A 23,852-nucleotide genomic window follows, 5' to 3' on the forward strand; every position below is an offset into this window, starting at 1 on the left:
GCCAAACTTATAAATAAACTAGTTTTTAATAAACAAATATGCAAATCCTACTGCATATCTATTAAAAATAACCAGACCATTAATTCAGACAAAATAGCATCTTACTTAAATAGTAGAAGCACTTTTTAAAGACTTTATTAATTTTTTAATTGGCCACTAAGGTTGTATTGTAAAATAGAGTTCAATCCTTCTAAAAGAAAATTCGAGTTAACAAATATGGTACTTTTTAATTGCTTAGACAAGAATTCTGAATCGCCTCCGGTTAAAATAATTGTTAAATCTTCATACTTATCTTGGTACCTTAAAACATTTCCTTCTATTTCATTTAAAATCCCAAAGACTACTCCAGAATGAATAGAAGCTTTTGTAGAGTCTCCAACGACACCTTTTGGGACTTCTGGAGATAACAACGGTAATTTTGCGGTATAATTGTTTAAAGCTTTATATCTTAAATATAATCCTGGAGAAATCCCTCCTCCGAAATACTCAGCTTCACTGGTCACAAAATCATAAGTAATACATGTACCAGCATCTATTATAAGTACATTTTTGTTTTTATAGTGATGCACTGCTGCACAAACCAAAGCTATTCTATCTATACCTAATGATTTTGGCGTGGCATATAAATTAGAAAAAGGTACTGGAGTATCCTGATTTAAGACTAGCATATCGCAGGACTTTTTTATGCATAAAAGATCAGCCTGAGTTAAGTTTCCAACAGAAGACATGATGCCTTTTGCTATAGTTTCGTGCTTTTCAATAAATTTTTTAAAATTTTCTAAAAAATTTTCAGCATTCATTATTTTTTTATCCAGAATTCTATCCAATTCAAATACAGCAAGTTTCACAAAAGAATTTCCGACATCGATTATTAAATTCATAGTTAATTTTTAAAAAAACGAATTTACGAAAGCATTTTTTATAAAATAGTTTTGGAGAAGTAAAAAAAGGTTGTATATTTGCACTCGCAATTACGCACTGGTGCCTTAGCTCAGTTGGTAGAGCAAAGGACTGAAAATCCTTGTGTCCCTGGTTCGATTCCTGGAGGCACCACCAGAAAACCCTGAAAACATTACGTTTTCGGGGTTTTTGTTTTTATAGCCCAACCTAAAAATTAGTAGCATTTAGATTATTTTTTAACTGTATAGAGTTCAGTTTTAGCGCACAGCTTTACTATTTTTACTTCAGAATTCTTATATAAAACGTTATGGCTATTATTGGTAATATTATTAAAGGTGTGATACAGATAAAGGACACATTAACTCCAGATTCTAATCCTGTAGAAAATCAAAAGGAAGTTTTAAAATCGCTTTTAGAAACTGCAAAAGATACCGCATTTGGTAAACACTATAATTTTGACGCTATATTAGAAAATCAAAATCCGTCTACACGCTTTGCAGACTCCATACCTTATTTTGATTACAATAAAATTAATGATGAATGGTGGCACCGTTTACACCAAAATGAAGAAGATATTACCTGGCCCGGAAACCCTGATTATTTTGCACTGAGTTCTGGAACTACAGGAAAATCTAGCAAACGTATTCCCGTTACAGAAGCCATGATAGAATCTATCCGTAATACTGGAATTGCCCAAGTTTTTGCACTTAGTAATTTTGACTTGCCTGCAGATTTTTTTGAAAAAGAAATCATGATGCTCGGAAGCTCTACAGATTTAATTGAAAAAGAAGATCATTTCGAAGGTGAAATTAGTGGTATTAGCGCAAGCAATATCCCGTTTTGGTTTCGCGGCTATTATAAACCAGGAGAAGATATTTCTAAAATTGATGATTGGGACACTCGTGTACAGAAAATTGCAGAACATGCTAAAAACTGGGATATTGGAGCATTAAGCGGCATACCATCTTGGTTAGAACTCATGCTAAAAAAGGTTATAGAATACCACAACCTTGACAATATTCATGACATTTGGCCAAACCTTCAAGTTTACACCACTGGAGGTGTCGCCTTTCAGCCTTACGAAAAAAGTTTCAACGCCCTCATGGGAAAGCCCATTACAGTTATAGACACTTACCTCGCTTCTGAAGGATTTATTGCTTTCCAAGCACGACCAGAAACAACGGCTATGCAATTGGTAACAGATAATGGTATTTATTTTGAATTTGTGCCTTTTAAAGCTGAATATATTTTAGAAGATGGTGGTTTAGCAGCAGATGCACCATCTATAACTTTAGCAGAAGTTGAGCCCGACACAGATTACGTACTAATTATGAGTACTGTTGCTGGTGCTTGGCGCTATATAATTGGAGACACTATTATGTTTACAGATGTAGAACGTGCCGAAATAAAAATTACTGGTCGTACAAAATTCTTCTTAAACACTGTAGGCTCTCAACTTTCAGTAAATAAAATGAATGATGCCATGATGCATTTAGAAGATAAATTTGGTATGAAAATACCTGAATTTACTATTTGCGCTAAGGAATTTGAAGATGGCTTTTACCACTGTTGGTATTTAGGAACCGAACAGACTACAGAAGACACAACTAAAATAGCAGAAGCTATAGACGCATTTTTAAAAGATGCTAATAAAAATTATGCGGTAGCCAGATCTAAAGCATTAAAAGGACTTAAAGTAAAACTTACCTCTACAGATACATTTAATAACTGGAGCGCTAAAAATAAAAAGAAAGGTGGTCAAGTAAAAATGGAACGCGTTATGAACGAGGAAAAATTTAAAACTTGGGAAGACTTTGTAAACCAGAATTAATCTATTTCTAAAGCTTTATCACGCTCGTCTATTAACAACATAATTTCTTCTGGAGACAAGTAAAAACGCTTAATTCTGTTTTTATAACTCTCCGGAATATTTGCATTATCTAGAATGAAATTTTTAGTTTCAATAATGTAATCTTCCATACCATGCACGATGGCAAAAGAATCGGCATTACGCTCTGCTTCTTTTATAAACTTTTCTGAAAATAAATATTTAAAACCAAATATAATCAGACCAAAAGTCGTTCGGTTTTGGTAATCACAAATATGCCCCAATTCGTGACCTAACCAACCAACAATCACTTTAGAAGGAATACTTTTAGTAGAAAATTCTGTATTCGAAATTTTAATCTTTTTACTAATAAAGATAACATAGCGTCTACCCATTTTACCTTTTAGTAAGCTACCAAATTGTGGCTGAGCTTGCATAGTAGATTTTTTAATCTCCTTTTTAAACCGGATATCAATCTCAACATCTTTCAATTCCGGATAAAAAGATAGAGCCTCTAAAGCCTCCTTTTTAATAGATTCTGGAGCAGTATGATGTTTTGATATTAGAATACTTGACATAGCTTGTGATTGTAATAAAATTACACTTAGAATTAAAATTATTTTTGAAAGAATATCCTTCAACAAAATATTAATTTACGGGTTAGTATTGGTCGGATTATTTTGCGTATTTGCACCTAAAAACCCTTCAGGAAAATCTAGCGTTCTAATTGGGAATGGGATATTAATATCATTAGCATCGAATACAGCTTTAATTGCTATAATGGCTTCTGATTTGGCTTTCGCTACCTCCAAAGCAGAAGTAGAATCTATCCAAAAGCGCGTTTCAAAATTTATAGAACTATCGGCAAACTCTTTATATAAAAACAAAACATCTTGTTTATTGGTTACCGCATCAAAGGTTTTGTAAATGGTATTCATCACTAAATCTTTAACTAAATTTAAATCAGAATCGTAATGCACACCACACCCTAGAATAACACGAGATTGAGACGTGGTTGAGTAATTTTTTATGGGACTATCTACAACCATTTTATTTGGAATGTAAACTAAATTATTATCAACCTGCTTAAGCGTTACCGAACGCAAATCGATATCTATAATTTCACCTTCAAAACCATTACTTTCTACCCAATCTCCAAACTTTACAAAATCAACATAAGACAAGACAATTCCTGAATAGAAATTAGCCAGAGCACCTTGTAAGGCCAAACCTACTGCTAAACCTAATACTCCTGCACCTGCTAAAATGGTATTTAACGTTTTACTGAGGTTTAAAATTCCTAAAATAAAAAAGAGACCCAATAAGATTATAATTGCCGAAATAAGTTTTGAGATCAAATTTTTCATTGACCGCTGAAGTTTGCTTTTATCTAAAAACCTTAGCGTAATCTTATTGATGTTTTTAGAAATAAACAACACAATTAAAAACACTACAAAAGCAATGATGAAGTTGGGAAGATTCAATACAATATTATCAAACCAAGTTTCTAGCTTATCTAGCATTTTAGTCCAAGCACTTGAAAATTTGTCGTCCATTACAAAGAGAGGGTATTAGTTGGTTTGAAAATTACTAAATAATAGCTTACCAAATTAACGCATTTGGATTTATATCTAATTCAACCCGTATATCCCCTCATTTCTACACAAAACACATATAACATAACTCCAATTAGACTTAAAACATAATACTTTGGCATTACTTAATTAATCGTTTTACAAGCACGCTTAAAGATAAACCTTGCACTAAAATTGAAAACACCACTAACATATATGTAATCACTAGGAATAATTCTCTATGCATTTCAGAAGTTAAACTTAAAGCAAGTGCGATAGAAATACCGCCTCGCAAACCGCCCCAAGTCATAATTTTATTTGTTTTAGGTACAAAATCTAACCGTTTTTCAAACAGACTTATTGGCCCATATAAAGAAATATATCTACTGATTAACGCTATTGGAATGGTTAATAATCCAGCAAAAATATAAGTCCATTGAAATTCCAAAACCAACATTTCCATACCTATTAATACAAATAAAATGGTATTCAAAAGAATATCTACAAGCTCCCAAAATTTATCCACATAATTCTCTGTGATTTCAGACATAGCAGATCCTCTTACCGTATCGTTACCAACTACCAATCCCGCAGTTACCATAGCTAAAGGTGCCGATAAATGAAATTTCTGAGCGATTACTGTTCCAACCATTACTGTTGCCAAAGTAATAATTACTTCAACATCGTAATCATCTATAGATCTCATTAAACGATAGGTTCCATACCCTAAAAGTAAACCTAACACTATACCTCCTATAACTTCACGTATAAATAATTCTACAACAGCACTCACTTCAATACCACCACCTCCGGAAACATTTGCAATTTCAAATATGGTTAAAAACACCACAACGCCTACTCCATCATTAAATAGTGATTCGCCTACAATTTTAGCTTCTAAGTCTTTAGGCACTCCAACCTTTTTTAATATTCCAAGCACCGCAATAGGATCTGTTGGCGAAATTAAAGCTCCAAAAAGCAAACAATACACATAGTCTACGCTTAAACCTAAAAGCATTAACACACCATAAACTAAACTACCAATTAAAAATGTAGACAGTAAAGTTCCTACAGTAGCAAAAACAAAAACTGGCCATCTCTGAATTTTTAATTGTTCAAAATTGGTATGCAAAGCGCCAGCAAACAGCATAAAGCTCAGCATAATATCTAACAAAACAGTCTCAAAATCTATCTCTGTAATTAGCTGTCTTTCTGCTAATAAAAGTGTTTTGTCTATAGTCGCTATGCCGAGTACCACCAACGTAAACACTAAAGTTATTAGCATTAAACCAATAGTGTTAGGCAATTTTAAAAACCGCACATTTATATACCCAAAAGCTGCAGAAAGAAAAACAAGACTAGTAATGATGATAAAATAATCCATGGCACAATTTTAAATCTATTAAATTAAATCTAATTTATGCAGTTTTACAAGAACTCGGTAAATTCAATTTTAGAAAACCGTAAATTAGCTGTAAATAAATTAAAAAATAAACGACTTACCTATAGGTCTTTATTTTTAATAAACACCTGCTTAAAATACATTTCAGATTATAATGAAGAAGCTCTCAACCACAAAACTATTGTAACAACCTAATTGTATTACAATTAAACTACGCGTTTGGAACGTAATTACTGAAATGTACAAACATATCAATTTAAATAATTAAACATGGGATTTTTAACCTCGAACGATAATGAAAATGATGATGAAGCTATAGCAACATTTCATTTTCCAACATCAAAAAAAGCGCTTATTATTTTTGCGAGAAACCCCGAATTGGGCAAATGCAAAACCCGTTTAGCCAAAACTATTGGAGACGAAAATGCCTTAGATATTTATAGGACACTTTTACAACATACCGCTAAAATTTCTGAAAACGTAAAAGCTGATAGATTTGTATTTTATTCTGAACACATTCATAAAAATGATACTTGGGACGATAATAATTTCAGAAAGAAACTTCAACAAGGAGACGATTTAGGCGAACGCATGCACAATGCCTTTTCAGAATTATTTCAAAACAATTATCAAAAAGTAATTATAATAGGAAGTGATCTTTTAGACCTCACTACCGAAATGATTAACGATGCTTTTGACGAATTAGAACATCATGATACAGTTATTGGACCTGCAAAAGATGGCGGTTATTATTTATTAGGTATGAAAACGTTGCAGACAGAATTGTTCCAAAATAAAGCTTGGGGCACATCAACCGTGCTCGAAGCATCCTTAAAAAACTTAACGAACAAATCGGTATATTTCCTTGAAGAATTAAATGATATCGATACATTTGAAGATATAAAAGATTATCCTCAACTTAAAAAATATAGAATGCATTATGATTAAGTACATTAACGAAACCACCGAATTTTTACAAAACAAAGGCTTCGACAAACCCGAAATCGGAATTATTCTAGGTACCGGATTAGGAAAACTATTAGAATACATCACTATTATCCACGAAGTAAGTTACAATCAGATTCCTTATTTCCCAACGGCAACAGTCGAATTTCACAAAGGAAAATTAATTTATGGCGAATTAGAAGGCAAAAAAGTAGTGGTTATGCAAGGCCGTTTTCATTTATACGAAGGCTATACTTTGCAAGACATTACTTACCCTGTTCGTATCATGAATCAATTAGGTATTCACACCCTTTTAGTATCTAACGCTTCTGGTGCGGTTAATTTAGATTACAACAAAGGCGATTTAATGTTAATAGACGACCATATTAATTTACTTGGCGGTTCACCATTAGCTTTTAAAGGTGTATCTAAATTAGGAGAACGTTTTGCAGACATGAGTGCGCCTTACGACAAAGCTATAAATGCAAAGTTTAAAGAGATCGCAAAAGCACACAATTTCACATTACACGAAGGCGTGTATGCAAGTATGTTAGGTCCGCAATTAGAAACCCGCGCAGAGTACAGAATGCTTAAAGTATTTGGTGTAGATGCCGTTGGAATGAGCACGGTTCCTGAAATTATTGTGGCTAACCATTTAAATTTAAAAGCTGCTGCGGTTTCTGTAATTACAGATAAAGGAGATCCGGATAATTTACACCCCGTAAATATAGAAGATATTATTGCTATGGCAGAAAAAGCAGAACCAAACATGATTACCCTCTTTAAAGAACTTATTAAAACATTGTAATACACTTCTCGTTTTATAATGTATTAATAGACTGTTATTCTCATATCAGTGCTACTTATTAATGACGAAGGAGGTCTTAACCTCCTCCGTCTTACATTAGACCCATTATCATTACTTTTTACACATGGAAAAATACATAGACCTTATTCAAAACTCGTATTATGGTTATTGGCGGTATTTAAAATACGAGTTAATTTCTATAAACCATTGGGACAATTATTTCTATGGCTTAATTGCTATTTCTTTAGTGGTTTGGGGTTTAGAGATTGCCTTTCCGTGGCGTAAAAATCAATCTGCGTTTAGAAAAGATTTTTGGTTAGACACCTTCTACATGTTCTTTAATTTTTTTCTACTTAATTTAATTATTCTCATTGCACTTTCAAATACCGCTGCAGAAGTTTTTAACGATATTCTAGCTGTGGTTGGATTATCTTTAGACAACCTACAATTGTTTAATGTAAACAAATTACCAAAAGTTGTTGGCCTATTTATCTTTTTTATAGTGAGTGATTTTGTACAATGGAACACACACAGACTTTTACACCGTTTTCCGTTGCTTTGGGACTTTCATAAAGTGCATCATTCCATAAAAGAAATGGGATTTGCCGGACACTTGCGTTACCACTGGATGGAACCTGTAATATACAAGTCGTTACTTTACATACCTATTGCAATTATTGGCGGATTCGATGTACAAGACGTGGTTTTAGTTCACTTTTTCGCGATAGCTATCGGGCATATAAACCATGCTAATTTAGGATGGAATTATGGTCCGTTTAAATACATTTTAAACAATCCTAAAATGCACATTTGGCACCACGCAAAAGAGTTGCCACCAAACTCCATTTACGGATCTAATTACGGTATCACTTTAAGCCTTTGGGATTATATTTTTAAAACAGATTATATACCACATAACGGAAGAGATATTGAATTAGGATTTGAAGGCGACGAAGAATTTCCAACACATTTTGTAGAGCAAACCTTTTACCCGTTAACTAAAAAGAAAGACAATAAATAATAGTTAAATTATTTAATACAAAACCTCCCCAGATATAAATGCATAGTATTTCGATACTAATTCCTGTTTTAAATGAAGCTGAAAATCTTCAGGAATTAATTCCATACCTTTTAAAAAACTCGTCTACTCAAAACATTAAAGATATAATTATTGTTGATGGAGGAAGCACTGACGGCACAAAAAATATAATACAGCATTTTAGTCAAGTAAAACTCGTACAGTCAGAGAAAGGACGCGCTAAACAAATGAATTTCGGCGCTAAAATAGCCAAAGGAGATATTTTATATTTTTTACACGCAGACTCTTTTCCTCCAAAAGATTTCGACAAAGACATTTTAGAGCGTATAAATACTAAAACGCAAGCAGGTTGTTTTAAAATGTCATTTAACTCGTCGCATTGGTGGTTAAAATTAGCAGGTTGGCTAACACGTTTTTCATGGAAAATTAGCCGAGGCGGAGACCAAAGTCTGTTTATTACCAAATCGCTTTTTAATGCACTTAACGGCTACAACGAATCTTACATAATTTACGAAGACAATCATTTAATACATCGTATTTATAACGCTTCAAACTTTGCTGTCATTCAAAAAAACATAACCACATCTGCACGTCGATATCAAACCAATGGCATTTGGAATTTGCAATATCATTTTATGGTAATTCATTTAAAATACAGATTAGGACACCCACCTAACCTCCTGTACAACTATTACTTAAAACACATTTATGTTAAAAAATAATAAAGTTTACTTAATAAAAAACTAAAGTATATTTACCGTTTCATGTAATCATTTACTTTCACGTAAAACTACCAATATGAAACACCACTACGCTTTAATTTTTCTTTGTTTAATTTTTACAGTTCCAACTGTACTTGCACAAACGCAAATACATGCCAGGGTTTTAGATTCTACAAACCAAGAACCAATACCTTTTGCAACCATCTCTTTTAATAATACATCTGGTGTTATTAGTAATGATGCTGGACAATTTCAGCTTCAAATACACTCAGCCATTTCAGAACAAGATTCCTTATTTTTTAGTTGTCTGGGTTACGAGTCTAAACAATTTTCTGCCAAAACATTTCAGGACAGCTTAGTGTTTTTAAAACCAAAATCTATTGAGCTAAATGAAGTTATGCTCTTCAACAAAAACTATACGGTTGAAGAAATTATTGATAAAGTTGAAGAAAATTTAGATAAAAATCACGGCGGCACCTTCGAGAAAAGCAAACTCTTTTTCAGAGAAACTTACGGTTCTACCATTCTAAAAAAATCGATTAAAATTAAAGCCTCTACAATTCCAGAATTTAATCAAGCGCTAACAGATAGTATTTTAAGCGATATCCCATTAAACTCTTACCAATACACAGAAATTCTAGGCGATTTATACAAAAACAAACTTGATAAAAAGGCAGACACTATTGTAAAATTAGACATTTTAAAAGCTTCAGAATTATACGACAAGAATAACGAAATGACATTTGAAGCTTATGAAAAAAAGCTGAATGCCATAGTTAAGAAAACAATTAAACGCGATTCTTATTTTAAAATAAAGTCGGGTATATTTGGCACTAAACAAGATATAGATTCTTCATTTTTTCAAGATGAAACCAGCGAAAAAACAGAAGCTTTTATAGAAGCCGAAAAGGAAAAAGAAAAGCGCAAGAAAAAGAACTTTCTTAAATACAGAAAAAACGTGATTAATGGCGTTGAAAAAAGCAGTTTTGCTAGCGAAGCATCTAGCTTAAACGTAATTTACAAATCTAACCGTTACGAATTCGAACTCTTAGATTATTCTTTCCTAAACGACCAATACGTGTATAAAATTGCTTTTAAGCCAAAGCGCAGCGAAGATTACAAGGGTGTACTGTATATAAACACAGAAGATTTTGCAGTAATAAGACTAGATTTTAAAAACGTAAAATCTTTAAAAACGTTTAAACTTTTAGGCGTATGGTTAGACGTCTATCAGCGAGAAGGTAGTTTTATTTATGCTAAAAACAAATCTGACACTTATAGTTTAAAATATGCCGAAATAGAGACGGCAAACAAAACAGGAATAGACAGACCTTTTAAAATTATCGAAAAAAACAAACATGTTAAAGGCCGACGAAAACAAAACGAACTTTCTGGAGACATAGACTTTATAGCAACTAATTATTCTAAAAGAGAATTGGTGGTGTTTGAAAATGAGACCATAACAGAAACAGATTTTAATACCTTTAAAGAGAAAGCAGAAGTTACTCCTATTTACTTACCAGAATACGATCCTGAATTTTGGAAAGGGTATAATATTATAGAACCTAATAAAGCCATTAAAGCATTTAAAAGTATAGAAGTAGAAGAAAATTAAATTCTTTGAAAGTAAGTTCACGCTTTATAGACTAAGCACAACAGTACAGTTGTTAAACAGTAATTAAAGCTTTATTTTAGTTAAGATCGCTTTTTAAGATTAGACAAGCTCTACCTTAAAAAGCGATCTTTTTGGTGTTTAGCTCATTACTAAAACAATACAAGAAGAAGAATTTAAAAAACACAAAAGCAAATCCAAATAACTAAGTATATTTGCTATCCCATTCTATAATCCCAATATGGCTCTAATTAAAGTTATTATACCTGCTTATAATGAAGCAGATTCTATTCCGCACGTTATTCGTGACATACCAGATCTTGTAGATGAAATTATTGTGGTGAGTAATAATTCTACAGACTTAACCGTAGAAAATGCCACTAAAGCCGGAGCTACCGTTTTAACAGAAAATAATAAAGGTTATGGCTATGCGTGTTTAAAAGGCATGGATTATATTTCTAAACAAAGTATTAAGCCAGATATTATTGTATTTTTAGATGGCGATTATAGCGATTACCCAGAACAATTAACAGAGATTGTCGCTCCAATTCTAGAAGAAAATATTGATTTTGTAGTGGGCGCTCGCTCTAAAAACCTCAGAGAAACTGGTTCAATGACGGTGCCACAAGAATTTGGAAATTGGTTAGCAACTAGTTTAATGAGACTTTTTTTTAACTCTACCTTTACAGATTTAGGTCCATTTCGTGCTATAAAATATTCTAAACTATTAGAATTAAACATGTTAGACAAAACTTATGGTTGGACTGTAGAGATGCAACTTAAGGTTTTAAAAAAGAATTTTTCTTATCGAGAAATTCCTGTAAAATATCGTAACAGAATTGGAGTTTCAAAAGTTTCAGGTACAATAAAAGGTGCTATATTTGCAGGCATAAAAATCTTGTACTGGATTTTTAAATATAGTATAAAAAAATGATCTTAGAAACAATAATAATTGCAATATACTCAACGTCTTTAGCTCTAATTTTCATGTACGCTTTAGCACAGTTAAATTTATTGTTAAACTATCTTTCTGCACAAAAGAAAGACACACATTTACCGCCTTTAGACCTTTCCAAGGAAAACGATGTCCCTTATGTTACCATTCAACTTCCGGTTTTTAACGAAATGTATGTTATGGATCGCTTGTTGGAAAACATTGCGACTATAGATTATCCTAAACATAAATTAGAGATTCAAGTTTTAGACGATTCTACAGACGAAACGGTAAAAACTACTTTTGATCATATCCAAAAATTAAAAGCTACTGGATTAGATATAGTACACATTACAAGAACAGACCGTAGCGGATTTAAAGCAGGAGCTTTAAAAGAAGGTTTAGAAATCGCTAAAGGTGAATTTATTGCCATTTTTGATGCCGATTTTTTACCAGAAGCAGACTGGTTACTAAGAACATTACCTTATTTTAATGACAGAAATATTGGCGTGGTACAAACCCGTTGGGGACATATTAACCGCGAATATTCTTTACTTACTCGCATTCAGGCATTCGCTCTAGACGCGCACTTTACGCTTGAACAAGTTGGAAGAAACAGTAAAGGCCACTTTATAAATTTTAATGGTACAGCTGGCGTTTGGCGTAAAGATTGTATTCTAGATGCTGGAAACTGGGAAGGCGACACACTTACAGAAGATTTAGATTTAAGTTACCGTGCCCAACTTAAAAACTGGAAATTTAAATATTTAGAAGATGTTGAAACTCCTGCAGAGCTTCCTGTAGTTATTAGTGCTGCACGTTCTCAACAATTCCGTTGGAATAAAGGAGGTGCAGAAAACTTCAGAAAAATGCTTTGGCGCGTTTTAAAATCAGATAATATTTCTGGTAAAACCAAAGTACATGGCGTGCTACATTTATTAAACAGTACCATGTTTTTAAATGTATTTATAGTAGCCGTTTTAAGTATCCCAATGCTATATATTAAGAACGAATACGCCCACTTAAAACCATACTTTTATGTTATGAGTTTCTTTGTAGTAAGTAGTGTTATTTTCTTTATTTGCTATTGGTTTATGTATCGTAATATTTATGGTGGAGGTATTAAAAACTTCATCAAATATATAGGTATGTTTTTTACGTTTTTCACTGTAGCTATGGGCTTTTCATTACACAATTCTATTGCGGTTTTAGAAGGTCATATCGGGAAACGTAGTGAATTTGTACGCACACCAAAATTCAATATTAACAATCTTAAAGACAGCTGGAAAGGCAACAAATACATCAAGAAAAATATTTCTGTAAATGTTATTTTTGAAGGACTCCTTACTTTGTATTTCGCTTTCGGAATGTACAGTGCATTTGTTGTAGGAGATCAAGGTGGAGATTTCGGATTATTCCCATTTCACCTGATGTTATTTTTAGGTTTTGGCTATGTATTCTTAAAGTCGTTAACTTCTAAAGTTTAACTTATTTGGGCGTTACCCTATGGGTCGTGCTTTCCGCTTCAATCTTTTGCAAAAAAGCAAAAGGATTTACACTGCAATCACTAACGCAAAATCATCATAAATACAATATTGTTTACTTAAAAAACAACACCGTATTTATGGTGATTTTTGTAGTTATAAGTATCTTTGTATAACACGATAAACGTCTTTACGTTATTAATTTACAGCGATACAATGAAGGTATATAAACCCAAAAACAGATTAACAGCTCAAGCATATATCGATGGCGTATTACAGGGCAGTAGAGTGATACTTTCTCGTGCTATTACCATTATAGAAAGTAATCTTGAAAGTGATAAAGTCCTCGCTAAAGAAATTATTCAATCTGTCTTACCGCATTCTGGTAAATCTATCCGCATTGGTATTACTGGAGTGCCTGGTGTTGGTAAAAGCACCTTTATAGAAGCTTTTGGTAAATACTTAACATCTTTAAATCATAAAGTCGCCATTTTATCTATAGACCCTAGTAGTCAGCGTTCCAAAGGAAGTATTCTTGGAGACAAAACCCGAATGGAAGAATTAAGTAATAACGATAATGCCTACATCAGACCCTCTGCTTCTGGAGACACCCTTGGAGGCGTAGCCAATAAAACAGGAGAAACCATGATACTTTGCGAAGCATCTGGTTACGATGTTATTTTGGTAGAAACTGTTGGTGTAGGGCAATCGGAAACTGCAGTTCATGGCATGACCGATTTCTTTCTCCTATTAATGCTTGCTGGTGCTGGAGACGAACTGCAAGGCATAAAAAAAGGAATTATGGAAATGGCCGATATGGTTGTGATTAATAAAGCCGATGGTGACAACATAAGAAATAGCGAAATGGCACGATTACAATACCAGAATGCTTTACACATTTTTCCGCAACCAGATTCGGGATGGACGCCAATCGTTACAAAAGCATCTTCGACTAAAAACACCGGAATACGAACCGTTTGGAAACACGTATTAAAATACAAAACACTAGTAGAGGAAAACGGCTATTTCAATAAAAACAGAAATCAGCAAAAAATAAAGTGGATGTATAATAACATCAACGAAGAACTCAAACATTTGTTCTACGGTTCCCCACAGATAAAAAATAAACTTTCCATATTAGAAAGCGACGTTATATCTTCGCAAATATCTCCTGTAAAAGCAGCACAATATATTATGGAAGATTTTAAAAAAAACATGTAAAAATAGCCCCCAAATCTATACTTGCATATTATTTAATAGCTATTAAACATTATTAATCAACTTAACCAAAACCTATGAACAAACAATTACTCTGCATTCTAATTACAATTCTAAGCATTCATTCTTATTCACAAATCTCATTCGAAAAAGGTTATTTTATAGATAACTCTAACAAAAAAACGGAGTGTTTAATTAAAAATTATGATTGGAAAAACAACCCTACTCAATTTGAATATAAACTTTCAGAAAACTCAGAAGAAAAAAATGTAACTATCAGAACCGTAAAAGAATTCGGAATAGACAATACATCTAAATACATTAGACAAACTGTAAATATTGATAAATCTAGTGATATTACAAGCGATTTATCTGATGTGAGAAATCCTATCTTTAATGAAGAAGAATTATTTTTAAAAGTGATTATAGAGGGAAAAGCAAACCTGTATAGTTACGAAGACGGGAACTTGAAACGTTATTTTTACAATACCAGCAATACTATTATTGAACAACTTATTTATAAGAGGTATAAAACATCAGACAATACTATTGGAACTTATTATAGATTTAGACAGCAACTGTTAGTTGATTTAAAATGTGATGCCATTTCAACTAATTATATTGAAAAGGTTGACTATAAAAAATCCGATTTAATAAATATTTTTAAAAAATACAACGAATGTAATGGCACTGAATTTCAAAATTTTGAACAAAATGATAATAAAGTTTTATTCAATTTAAGTATCAGACCGGGTATAAATATATCTTCTTTTTCAACTAATAATCCTTCAGGAGCTAGTAGTAGAAACCTCGATTTTAAAAATGAAATAGGTTTTAGATTTGGTTTAGAAGCCGAATTTATTATGCCTTTTAATAAAAACAAATGGGCATTAACTATAGAGCCTACTTATCAGTATTTTAATGCCAAAAAGACAAACATAAACGATGATCTTATCTCTGTAAACTACGAATCAATTGAAATACCTATTGGAATAAGACATTATTTCTTTTTAAACGATACGTCTAAATTATTTATAAACGGATCTTTTGCTATGGATTTCAGCTTTAATTCTGAAATAAAATATACAGAGTTCAATTCCTTAGATTTTAAATCTGGATCGAGATATGGTTTTGGTATAGGCTATAAGTATAATGACCTTTATAGTTTAGAATTAAGATATCTTACCGGTAATGATGTCCTTTCAAATTACAGAAGTTGGGAATCTAATTACGATACAGTATCTGTAATATTTGGATATACATTATTTTAATTTAAACTCATTTATATTCGAGTTCACAAAACTCACAACACATAAAAAACCCCATTACTGACGCATATCATCAGCAATGGGGTTTTTCTGCAAATCAACATATAAAACTACTAGGTTACTCCATATTTTAAATATGTCTTTAATATTTTAATCCTCATTTTAAAATTACAGTATCAGATCCAATAATTATAGCAATATTAGCACATAAGAAATATTGGTAATCTTTCTCTATAATTTTTTAGTATTAAACTATATACCTAAAGCCTGACCTCCTCCAATTTGTATTGTTTCAGCAGTGATGAAAGACGCATCTTTACTTGCTAAGAAAGAGATAACACCAGCAACTTCTTCTGGCTGACCTAATCTTCCTAATAAAACACTGTTTGCCCAAGAAGCAAAAACTTCTGGTTTAGTCGCTTTAATTTGTGCATGGAAAGGAGTATCAATAGTACCCGGAGATACTGCGTTTACTCTAATTCCATATTCAGCTAAATCTTTAGCCAAGGCTCTAGTTATAGATTGTACTCCACCTTTAGATACCGAATAAATTCCAGCTCCAGGTCCTGCACCATTCCATGCTGCGTTTGATGTATAGTTTATAATTGAAGCGTTTTCTCCTTTTTTAAGAAAAGGAATTGCTGCTCTTGAAGCAAAGAATACTGAATCAAGGTTTAAAGCCATTACAAATCTATATTGATCAGTTGTCATCTCTTCAAATCTAGCTCTAACACCAATACCTCCTGTATTGTTTACAAGCACATCTATTTTACCGTATTTTTCTCCAATTTTAGTGATATTTTCAGTAACAACTTCAGGTTTTGTCATGTCAAAACCAACATACTCTGCCGTTATTCCTTCCGCCGTAAGCTCTTCTACTTTTTTAGCTCCTTCTTCATCTTCAATACCATTTAAAACAACAGTATATCCGTCTTGACCCAATCTTTTTGCAACTTGAAAACCAATTCCACCAGTTGCACCTGTAACTATTGCTACCTTTTTGTTTAAATTACTCATTACGTTTTTAATTTTAAATTGTTTATTTCTATTAATTGAATGTCTTACAAAATCACAATTAACCACTATTGCAAGAGGCAATACATATTATAATTAATTTGTGAAAATTTAATTGCTGTGCTGGAGCTAAAAATTCATTAAAATTATAGAAAACACTACAGTCTAAATGTGATTTCTAATTATATAATTCCTTGTTTTTTACTGTTAAGTCATTTAGATAATTGTAGAATAAAATGACTGTAACTTTATAATACAAATATACAATGTTTATACCTTTATTGCAACTTGGTTGCAATAATGAATGAAAAATCGCCATATTATAAGGCTTTGAAAAAGCAAGAAGCGATGGTTTAAGAGCTCTATGATTAGAAAGTCAATTACCAAATTTTAATCGTGTTTAAATTCACAGAGTGGTAGAAAGTTTTATACACGAAGGTGTTATTCATAAAGTAATTTCTGATAATGGTAAATTTCACTACTTTAAGTACTAAAAATGTGAAGAAATTCATTAACACCCTACAATCACTATGATTTTTAGTGTAGTATTTGTGAAAAAGTAAAGTGTATGGAAAGAGATATAGAAGTGAAAAGTTCTTCTGGAAATACTATTGAGAATGTAAACTTTTGGATTGCGGGAATTTGTGGTAAAAGCAAAAAAATAATAATTTAATTAAAAGATAAAAAACCCCACCACTGACGCACATCAGCATTGGGGTTTTTCTGCAAATCAATACTACTACTAATACTAACACTAAACTTCTTCGTGCTCTAAATACTTTTCTAAAATGGTTATTGCTGATTTTGAAATTACTGTTCCAGGACCAAATATAGCAGCCACTTTATGTGCTAATAAATAATCGTAATCTTGTTCAGGAATTACTCCTCCTGCAAACACCATAATATCTGGTCGACCTAATCGAGCTAACTCTTCTATAAGTTGCGGAATTAACGTCTTATGTCCTGCAGCTAAACTTGAAGCACCTACAAAATGTACATCGTTCTCAATGGCTTGTTTTGCAACTTCTTCTGGGGTTTGGAATAATGGTCCCATATCCACATCAAATCCTAAGTCGGCAAAACTAGAGGCAACAACTTTCGCACCTCTATCATGACCGTCTTGTCCCATTTTAGCCACCATAACACGCGGACGACGTCCTTCTATTTCAGCAAACTGATCGGCTAGTTTTAAAGCTTTAGCAAACGTACTATCGTCACTAACTTCTTTACTATAAACACCACTTATTAGTTTAGTATCTGCTTTATGTCTACCAAAATGCACTTCTAAAGCATCGGATATTTCACCAAGTGTAGCAAAATTTTCTGCTGCCTCTACTGCTAATTCTAATAAATTACCTTTTCCTGTTCCAGCACAATCTGTTAAAGCTTTAATTTTAGCATCTACAACCGCTTGATCTCTATTATCTCTCAGTTTTTTCAAACGTGCAATTTGAGAATCTCTAACCACTGTGTTATCTACTTCTAAAATATCGATAGCCGATTTTTCTTCGGTTTTAAATTTATTCACTCCCACTAAAATATCCTGACCAGAATCTAAACGGGCTTGTTTTCTTGCCGAAGCTTCTTCAATACGCATTTTAGGCACACCAGTCTCAATAGCTTTTGCCATACCTCCAAGCTCTTCAACTTCTTCTATAAGTGTCCATGCCTTTTTAGCGATTTCTTGCGTTAAATATTCAACATAATAAGAACCCGCCCAAGGATCGACAGCCTTAGTCATTTGCGTTTCATCTTGAATATATATCTGTGTATTACGTGCAATTCTGGCAGAAAAATCTGTTGGTAATGCAATCGCTTCATCTAACGCATTGGTGTGTAAAGATTGTGTTCCTCCTAAAGTTGCGGCCATCGCTTCAATACATGTTCTAGCCACGTTATTAAAAGGATCTTGTTCGCTTAAACTCCAACCCGACGTCTGACTATGCGTACGCAACGCCATAGATTTTGGATTCTTCGGATTGAACGTTTTTATAATTTTTGCCCAAAGCATACGAGCCGCACGCATTTTAGCAATTTCCATAAAGTGATTCATTCCAACCGCCCAGAAAAAAGATAAACGCGGAGCAAATTCATCTATTTTTAATCCTGATGCTAAACCGGTTCTAATGTATTCCATACCATCGGCTAAAGTATAAGCCAGCTCAATATCTGCAGTTGCACCCGCTTCTTGCATGTGGTACCCACTAATTGAAATGGAGTTAAACTTAGGCATGTTATTCGTGGTGTATTCAAAAATATCACCAATAATTTTCATAGAAGGTAATGGCGGATAGATGTACGTATTACGCACCATAAATTCTTTTAAAATATCATTTTGTATGGTTCCGCTTAATTGATCTAAAGCAACACCTTGTTTTTTGGCAGCCGCAATATAGAATGCCATTATGGGAAGCACAGCCCCATTCATAGTCATGGATACGGACATTTTATCTAACGGAATTTGGTCGAATAAAATTTCCATATCTAATATAGAATCTATCGCTACACCAGCTTTACCGACATCTCCTGTTACACGAGGGTGATCGGAATCGTAGCCACGGTGGGTTGCTAAATCGAAAGCTACAGACAATCCTTTTTGTCCTGCGGCTAAATTACGTCTGTAAAATGCATTAGATTCTTCTGCTGTTGAAAATCCTGCATACTGACGAATGGTCCAAGGACGCAACGCATACATAGCACTATAAGGTCCTCTTGTAAACGGAGGCAAACCAGACATAAACTGTAAATGCTCTGCATTGTCTAAATCGTATTTAGTAAAATGCGTTTTCACGGGAATACCTTCTGGTGTATTCCAGATGTCTGTATTATCTGAGGGCACTGCATTTTGTTTGGTTGCAGTGTCTAATGTTATATTTGAAAAATTTGGTTTCATGTGTTTCTTTTTTTGTTAATCAATGGTCACATGCTATTGATAAAACCTCAACAAAGACGTTTTTTCAATGTCACACCGCTACTTTTTAATATGTTTCTGAATTTTACCCTGAATGCTAGAAATGGTTTGAATGACATCAGATTTAATATGGACACAACCATCTAAACCTGCTGCTGTAAGGTCTTCTAAAATCGCTTCAGGATAACCTGCCAATAACAACACTTTATCACTATTTAAAGCTCTAAACGTTTTTACAAAAGCTAAAGCATGGGCATCGTAATCAGGGTCTGAACTACAGATAACAACCACACTCGATTCTGATTTCGCACTTGTTTCGGCAGCTTCTTCTGCACTATTATAACTTTTTTCTTGCCACACTTCAAATCCGCTAACTCCAATAAAATCGTAGGCAAATGCTGCTCTCGCTTTACGCATCGTTAAGTTTCCAAAACTAGTAAGCTCTACAATTGGGCGTTTACCAGCTTCTGCAACAATATCTTCAGAGGCTTTACGTAACATTTCAATTTCTAAAGACGCACGTCTTGGTTTTAAAACTTTAGTATTTACATCTGCTCCAGAACACAACACCTCAGCATTTAATTTTTCCATCAGATTTGGATATTTATTAACACCAACCATTGATAAACGTCGCTGACTTATTAGCTTGATTTTTTTCTGACGAATTTCTGCAATCTGTTTCTGAATACTTTCGTTTTCAAAAGCGGTAAAGAATCCGCCTGCACTTTCTATCGCTTTAAATAATTCTAACGCTTTAGCTGCCACTTTAGAACTCACTTCTTCAACATAATAAGAACCATCTACAGGATTTGATACTTTTCCGAAGTAAGATTCCTCTTTTAATATCGTGGTGATATTTCCTGAAATTCGATTTGAAAAATCTGAAGATGCATTAAATTCTTTATCGTAAGCATCGACTAAAATCCCATCTACATTTCCTAAAATAGCCGACATCGCCTCTGTTGTAGCACGTAACATATTTGTATGTGCATCGGTTACAGACTTAGTCCAAACAGATGTTTTAGCGGTTAGGGTGAATTTAAAATCTGTTATCCCATAACTATGTGCTATTTTATGCACCAAACTGTTCAGGGCTCTGTATTTACTCATCTCGACAAAATACTCCGACCCAATGGCTAATTGAATGTGTAAGCTGTCAAAAACATGTCCTGCAGAAACACCTTCACGTTCTTCTAATTCTTCAATCACATAAACCAAAGCATTTAAAGTATATGCCACTTCTTGTACTTGATTGGCTCCTGCATCTAAAAACGTAGTTCCAGAAATGGTTACTGTTTTAAAGTTTGAAAACGCCCTTCCTAACACCATCACTTTTGCTAAGATTTCAAATGTATGGGGTTTTAAAGTTGCTGTTCTGACATAATTTGAAATAACACCAAGGTCAAAATAGCCTTTTAAGTTCGCTTTATTTGAAACATTTTTTTCGGCATATGTAAAGAAATCTGTCGCAAAATCTAATACCGAGTCCGTTAAAACAAAAGACACCGTAATGGTATTTAAATCTATACCTTCTATTAAAGTTGATACAACTGTTTTAGATTCTATTTGGAAAATTATTCCGTTTATACCTTCTTCAATCGCTTTTAAAGCCAAAGCATTTCCTTGTTCTGCTGAAGCCACTTCTACAGTTCTGTAGTTTACCAATGCTTGAGCATTTTCTCCAGTATTTTTAAGATACTTAATAGTATCTTCAGTATTGTATAAAGGTTGAATATCAATACCATTTAAGTTTTTCCAAACCAATCTTTTATTGAAATCGCCTCCTTTTAAATCTATATTAACTTTTTCCAACCAAGCCTCCTTAGTCACTGGACTAAACTCGGAAAAAAGCGTATTATTTTTAGTACTCATACTATTTATGTTTAGTGTGATTAAATCATGATGCTACTTCCAAATCTCTCAAAAATAGCTTCATCTAATACTTCTCTATATTCGGGGTGTGCAATGTCTCTTAAAGCCATAGCACGTTCTTTTAACGTTTTACCAAAAAATTCGGCAACACCATATTCTGTAACCACATATCTGGCATGAGCTCTTGTGGTAACCACACCTGCACCAGTTCTTAATGTAGGTACAATTTTAGACACGCCTTTTAAAGTTCTAGAATTTATAGCGATAATAGGTTTTCCGCCTTCAGACAAGGCTGCTCCTCGCATAAAATCCATTTGTCCGCCAACTCCAGACAACATTCTCGTACCAATAGAATCGGCACAAACCTGTCCTGTAATATCTATTTCTACTGCTGAATTAATAGCTGTTACTTTAGGATTCTGACGAATAACCGACGTATCGTTTACGTAACCAATATCTAACATTTCAATTTCAGGGTTGTCATCCATAAAATCATATAAACGTCGAGTCCCCATGGCAAATCCAGAAACTATTTTATTTGGATTTACTTTTTTCTGAGACCCATTTACAACACCCTTCTCTACCAAATTTACGATTCCTTCAGAGAACATCTCGGTATGAACCCCTAAATTTTTGTGATTGGTGAGATATGTTAATACCGCATTAGGAATACCTCCAATTCCCATCTGTAAGGTTGCGCCGTCTTCAATAATACCAGCTACATTTTTACCAATCGCTTTCTCTTCTTCTGATGGCGCTACAAAGTTCATTTCGTAAAGCTCTTCTTCCACTTCAACACAAGCTGCAAACTGATTAATATTCACAATTGCATCTCCAAAGGTTCTTGGCATTTTAGGATTAATTTGTGCGATAATTGTTTTTCCCATTTCAATTCCAGAAATCACAATATCTACAGATACGCCTAACGAGCAGAACCCGTGTTTATCTGGAGGAGAAACGTTCACTAAAACCACATCTAATTTCATATAACCTTCTCGAAACAGACTTGGAATATCACTTAAAAACACAGGAATATAATCGGCTGTAACCCCAATCATTTTTCTAATATTTCCTCCAATAAAAAAAGCACTTGTATAAAAACTATCTTTTAATTCTGGTGATACATAACCGCACTCACCTTCTGTATGCAAATGCACGACATTTACACCTCTAAGTTCTGAAGCTCGCCCTACCATGGCTTTTATAAGCGCTTGCGGAGTTGCTGAACCTCCTTGAATTAAAACACGATCTCCTGACTTGATTAATTTCACTGCATCTGCTGCAGACATTTTATTTGGTATATTCATAATCTTAGTGTGTTACATTAACATGACGATTATCTATTTATCCGAAGAAACTTAAAATGATACCCGCAGCAATTGCCGACCCAATAACACCAGCCACATTAGGTGCCATGGCATGCATTAATAAGTAATTCTGAGGATCTGCTTTTAAACCTTCTGCATGAACCACTCTCGCACTATCTGGGACAGCAGAAACTCCTGCAGCACCAATAAGCGGATTAATTTTCTCATCGCCTTTTAAGAATAGGTTCATAAACTTAGCAAACAATAATCCTCCCATAGTTGCGATAACAAAAGATACAGCTCCTAATCCGAATATTAATAAAGAATCTGAGGTAATAAAGATATCTGCTTGGGTAGATGCTCCTACAGTTACTCCTAATAAGATGGTTACAATATCTATTAATTTAGTACGAGCAGTATCTGCTAAACGTTCTGTTCTTCCTGATTCTTTTAATAAATTTCCAAAGAATAACATTCCTAATAACGGTAATGCACTAGGAGATATAAATGTGGTTAGTAATAAAGCCACCACTGGAAAAATCATTTTTTCTTTTTGCGACACCGCTCTTGGGGGTTTCATTCTAATTAAACGCTCTTTTTTAGACGTAAGCAACTTCATAATTGGGGGCTGAATTACCGGAACCAATGCCATATAAGAATACGCTGCAATGGCTATAGGACCAATTAAGTTTTTAACCGTAGTTCCATCGGCGAGGATGTTGATACCATTTGCTAATTTAGATGATAAGAAAATAGCTGTAGGGCCATCTGCACCTCCAATAATCCCTATCGCTCCTGCTTCTGGCAAATTAAACCCGAGGTAAAGTGCGCCTAAGAATGTTGCAAACACTCCAATTTGTGCAGCACCACCTAATAACATTAATTTCGGATTTGCGATAAGTGATGAAAAATCTGTCATCGCGCCAATCCCTAAAAAGATTAATGGCGGATAAATTCCTTTTACAACTCCAAAATATAAGTAGTTTAGCACAGAACCTGTTTCGTAAATTCCGG

19 protein-coding genes and 1 tRNA gene are annotated in these 23,852 nt (G+C 33.5%); 11 read left to right on the plus strand and 9 right to left on the minus strand.

Features of this window, described 5'->3' with window-relative positions:
* Positions 1–137: 137 nt before the first annotated feature.
* Positions 138–881: a type III pantothenate kinase gene (locus tag AST99_RS13260; RefSeq protein ID WP_057782394.1), complete on the minus strand. Its 744-nt coding sequence runs from the start codon at positions 879–881 to the stop codon at positions 138–140.
* A gap of 99 nt (positions 882–980) precedes the next feature.
* On the opposite strand from AST99_RS13260, the gene AST99_RS13265 reads away from it, so the two are divergent.
* A tRNA-Phe gene (locus tag AST99_RS13265) sits at positions 981–1,056 on the plus strand.
* 151 nt (positions 1,057–1,207) lie between these two features.
* A complete protein-coding gene (locus AST99_RS13270; protein WP_057782396.1) occupies positions 1,208–2,731 on the plus strand; it encodes a GH3 family acyl-acid amido synthetase in 1,524 nt (507 codons plus the stop codon).
* On the opposite strand, the gene AST99_RS13275 is transcribed toward AST99_RS13270, so the two are convergent.
* The 3 genes from AST99_RS13275 to AST99_RS13285 all read right to left on the minus strand — a co-directional run bounded on the left by AST99_RS13275 (position 2,728) and on the right by AST99_RS13285 (position 5,686).
* Entirely contained in the window at positions 2,728–3,306 is a 579-nt protein-coding gene (locus AST99_RS13275) for a hypothetical protein (protein WP_057782398.1), read from the minus strand. The genes AST99_RS13270 and AST99_RS13275 overlap by 4 nt on opposite strands.
* 75 nt (positions 3,307–3,381) lie before the next feature.
* Entirely contained in the window at positions 3,382–4,284 is a 903-nt protein-coding gene (locus AST99_RS13280) for a mechanosensitive ion channel family protein (RefSeq protein WP_057782400.1), read from the minus strand.
* A gap of 160 nt (positions 4,285–4,444) precedes the next feature.
* Positions 4,445–5,686, minus strand: a complete 1,242-nt coding sequence (locus AST99_RS13285) for a cation:proton antiporter (RefSeq protein ID WP_057782402.1) — start codon at positions 5,684–5,686, stop codon at positions 4,445–4,447.
* 288 nt (positions 5,687–5,974) lie between these two features.
* Between AST99_RS13285 and AST99_RS13290 the strand changes: the two genes are divergently transcribed.
* The 9 genes from AST99_RS13290 (at position 5,975) to AST99_RS13330 (ending at position 15,737) form a co-directional block, all read left to right on the plus strand.
* Entirely contained in the window at positions 5,975–6,652 is a 678-nt protein-coding gene (locus AST99_RS13290; RefSeq protein ID WP_057782404.1) for a TIGR04282 family arsenosugar biosynthesis glycosyltransferase, read from the plus strand.
* Positions 6,645–7,457, plus strand: coding sequence for a purine-nucleoside phosphorylase (locus tag AST99_RS13295; protein WP_057782406.1), 813 nt, complete (start codon positions 6,645–6,647; stop codon positions 7,455–7,457). The genes AST99_RS13290 and AST99_RS13295 overlap by 8 nt, the downstream gene beginning before the upstream one ends.
* A gap of 124 nt (positions 7,458–7,581) precedes the next feature.
* Complete coding sequence (locus tag AST99_RS13300; RefSeq protein WP_057782408.1) at positions 7,582–8,478, plus strand: sterol desaturase family protein; 897 nt, start codon at positions 7,582–7,584, stop codon at positions 8,476–8,478.
* Positions 8,479–8,516: 38 nt separating this feature from the next.
* On the plus strand, positions 8,517–9,218 hold the full coding sequence (locus AST99_RS13305) for a TIGR04283 family arsenosugar biosynthesis glycosyltransferase (protein WP_057782410.1): 702 nt from the start codon (positions 8,517–8,519) through the stop codon (positions 9,216–9,218).
* Between the two features lie 76 nt (positions 9,219–9,294).
* Positions 9,295–10,833 carry a carboxypeptidase-like regulatory domain-containing protein gene (locus tag AST99_RS13310; RefSeq protein WP_057782412.1) on the plus strand — a complete coding sequence of 513 codons (1,539 nt, stop codon included), beginning with the start codon at positions 9,295–9,297 and terminating at the stop codon, positions 10,831–10,833.
* Between the two features lie 238 nt (positions 10,834–11,071).
* Positions 11,072–11,764, plus strand: coding sequence for a glycosyltransferase family 2 protein (locus AST99_RS13315; RefSeq protein ID WP_057782414.1), 693 nt, complete (start codon positions 11,072–11,074; stop codon positions 11,762–11,764).
* Complete coding sequence (locus AST99_RS13320; RefSeq protein ID WP_057782416.1) at positions 11,761–13,251, plus strand: cellulose synthase family protein; 1,491 nt, start codon at positions 11,761–11,763, stop codon at positions 13,249–13,251. The genes AST99_RS13315 and AST99_RS13320 overlap by 4 nt, the downstream gene beginning before the upstream one ends.
* A 213-nt stretch (positions 13,252–13,464) precedes the next feature.
* The gene (gene meaB, locus AST99_RS13325) at positions 13,465–14,469 is read left to right on the plus strand and encodes a methylmalonyl Co-A mutase-associated GTPase MeaB (protein WP_057782419.1); all 1,005 of its coding nucleotides are present in this window, start codon (positions 13,465–13,467) and stop codon (positions 14,467–14,469) included.
* 74 nt (positions 14,470–14,543) lie between these two features.
* Entirely contained in the window at positions 14,544–15,737 is a 1,194-nt protein-coding gene (locus tag AST99_RS13330) for a porin family protein (RefSeq protein WP_057782427.1), read from the plus strand.
* A 249-nt stretch (positions 15,738–15,986) separates the two neighbouring features.
* Here AST99_RS13330 and AST99_RS13335 read toward each other — a convergent pair whose 3' ends face one another.
* The 5 genes from AST99_RS13335 to AST99_RS13355 all read right to left on the minus strand — a co-directional run.
* Positions 15,987–16,751 carry an SDR family NAD(P)-dependent oxidoreductase gene (locus AST99_RS13335; protein WP_057782450.1) on the minus strand — a complete coding sequence of 255 codons (765 nt, stop codon included), beginning with the start codon at positions 16,749–16,751 and terminating at the stop codon, positions 15,987–15,989.
* 751 nt (positions 16,752–17,502) lie between these two features.
* On the minus strand, positions 17,503–19,641 hold the full coding sequence (scpA, locus tag AST99_RS13340) for a methylmalonyl-CoA mutase (RefSeq protein ID WP_057782432.1): 2,139 nt from the start codon (positions 19,639–19,641) through the stop codon (positions 17,503–17,505).
* A gap of 78 nt (positions 19,642–19,719) precedes the next feature.
* Positions 19,720–21,531: a methylmalonyl-CoA mutase family protein gene (locus AST99_RS13345; protein WP_057782434.1), complete on the minus strand. Its 1,812-nt coding sequence runs from the start codon at positions 21,529–21,531 to the stop codon at positions 19,720–19,722.
* A 20-nt stretch (positions 21,532–21,551) separates the two neighbouring features.
* Entirely contained in the window at positions 21,552–22,838 is a 1,287-nt protein-coding gene (locus AST99_RS13350; RefSeq protein ID WP_057782435.1) for an acetyl-CoA hydrolase/transferase family protein, read from the minus strand.
* Positions 22,839–22,875: 37 nt separating this feature from the next.
* The coding region (locus AST99_RS13355) for a sodium ion-translocating decarboxylase subunit beta (protein WP_057782437.1) at positions 22,876–23,852 on the minus strand (977 nt) is incomplete at its 5' end.

The organism is Formosa algae, from assembly GCF_001439665.1.
GTDB lineage: Bacteria > Bacteroidota > Bacteroidia > Flavobacteriales > Flavobacteriaceae > Formosa > Formosa algae.

Coding starts and splice junctions, on each gene's coding strand:
- AST99_RS13260 (WP_057782394.1), bottom strand. CDS start 881: ATGAATTTAATAATCGATGTCGGAAATTCTTTTGTGAAACTTGCTGTA.
- AST99_RS13270 (WP_057782396.1), top strand. CDS start 1,208: ATGGCTATTATTGGTAATATTATTAAAGGTGTGATACAGATAAAGGAC.
- AST99_RS13275 (WP_057782398.1), bottom strand. CDS start 3,306: ATGTCAAGTATTCTAATATCAAAACATCATACTGCTCCAGAATCTATT.
- AST99_RS13280 (WP_057782400.1), bottom strand. CDS start 4,284: ATGGACGACAAATTTTCAAGTGCTTGGACTAAAATGCTAGATAAGCTA.
- AST99_RS13285 (WP_057782402.1), bottom strand. CDS start 5,686: ATGGATTATTTTATCATCATTACTAGTCTTGTTTTTCTTTCTGCAGCT.
- AST99_RS13290 (WP_057782404.1), top strand. CDS start 5,975: ATGGGATTTTTAACCTCGAACGATAATGAAAATGATGATGAAGCTATA.
- AST99_RS13295 (WP_057782406.1), top strand. CDS start 6,645: ATGATTAAGTACATTAACGAAACCACCGAATTTTTACAAAACAAAGGC.
- AST99_RS13300 (WP_057782408.1), top strand. CDS start 7,582: ATGGAAAAATACATAGACCTTATTCAAAACTCGTATTATGGTTATTGG.
- AST99_RS13305 (WP_057782410.1), top strand. CDS start 8,517: ATGCATAGTATTTCGATACTAATTCCTGTTTTAAATGAAGCTGAAAAT.
- AST99_RS13310 (WP_057782412.1), top strand. CDS start 9,295: ATGAAACACCACTACGCTTTAATTTTTCTTTGTTTAATTTTTACAGTT.
- AST99_RS13315 (WP_057782414.1), top strand. CDS start 11,072: ATGGCTCTAATTAAAGTTATTATACCTGCTTATAATGAAGCAGATTCT.
- AST99_RS13320 (WP_057782416.1), top strand. CDS start 11,761: ATGATCTTAGAAACAATAATAATTGCAATATACTCAACGTCTTTAGCT.
- meaB (WP_057782419.1), top strand. CDS start 13,465: ATGAAGGTATATAAACCCAAAAACAGATTAACAGCTCAAGCATATATC.
- AST99_RS13330 (WP_057782427.1), top strand. CDS start 14,544: ATGAACAAACAATTACTCTGCATTCTAATTACAATTCTAAGCATTCAT.
- AST99_RS13335 (WP_057782450.1), bottom strand. CDS start 16,751: ATGAGTAATTTAAACAAAAAGGTAGCAATAGTTACAGGTGCAACTGGT.
- scpA (WP_057782432.1), bottom strand. CDS start 19,641: ATGAAACCAAATTTTTCAAATATAACATTAGACACTGCAACCAAACAA.
- AST99_RS13345 (WP_057782434.1), bottom strand. CDS start 21,531: ATGAGTACTAAAAATAATACGCTTTTTTCCGAGTTTAGTCCAGTGACT.
- AST99_RS13350 (WP_057782435.1), bottom strand. CDS start 22,838: ATGAATATACCAAATAAAATGTCTGCAGCAGATGCAGTGAAATTAATC.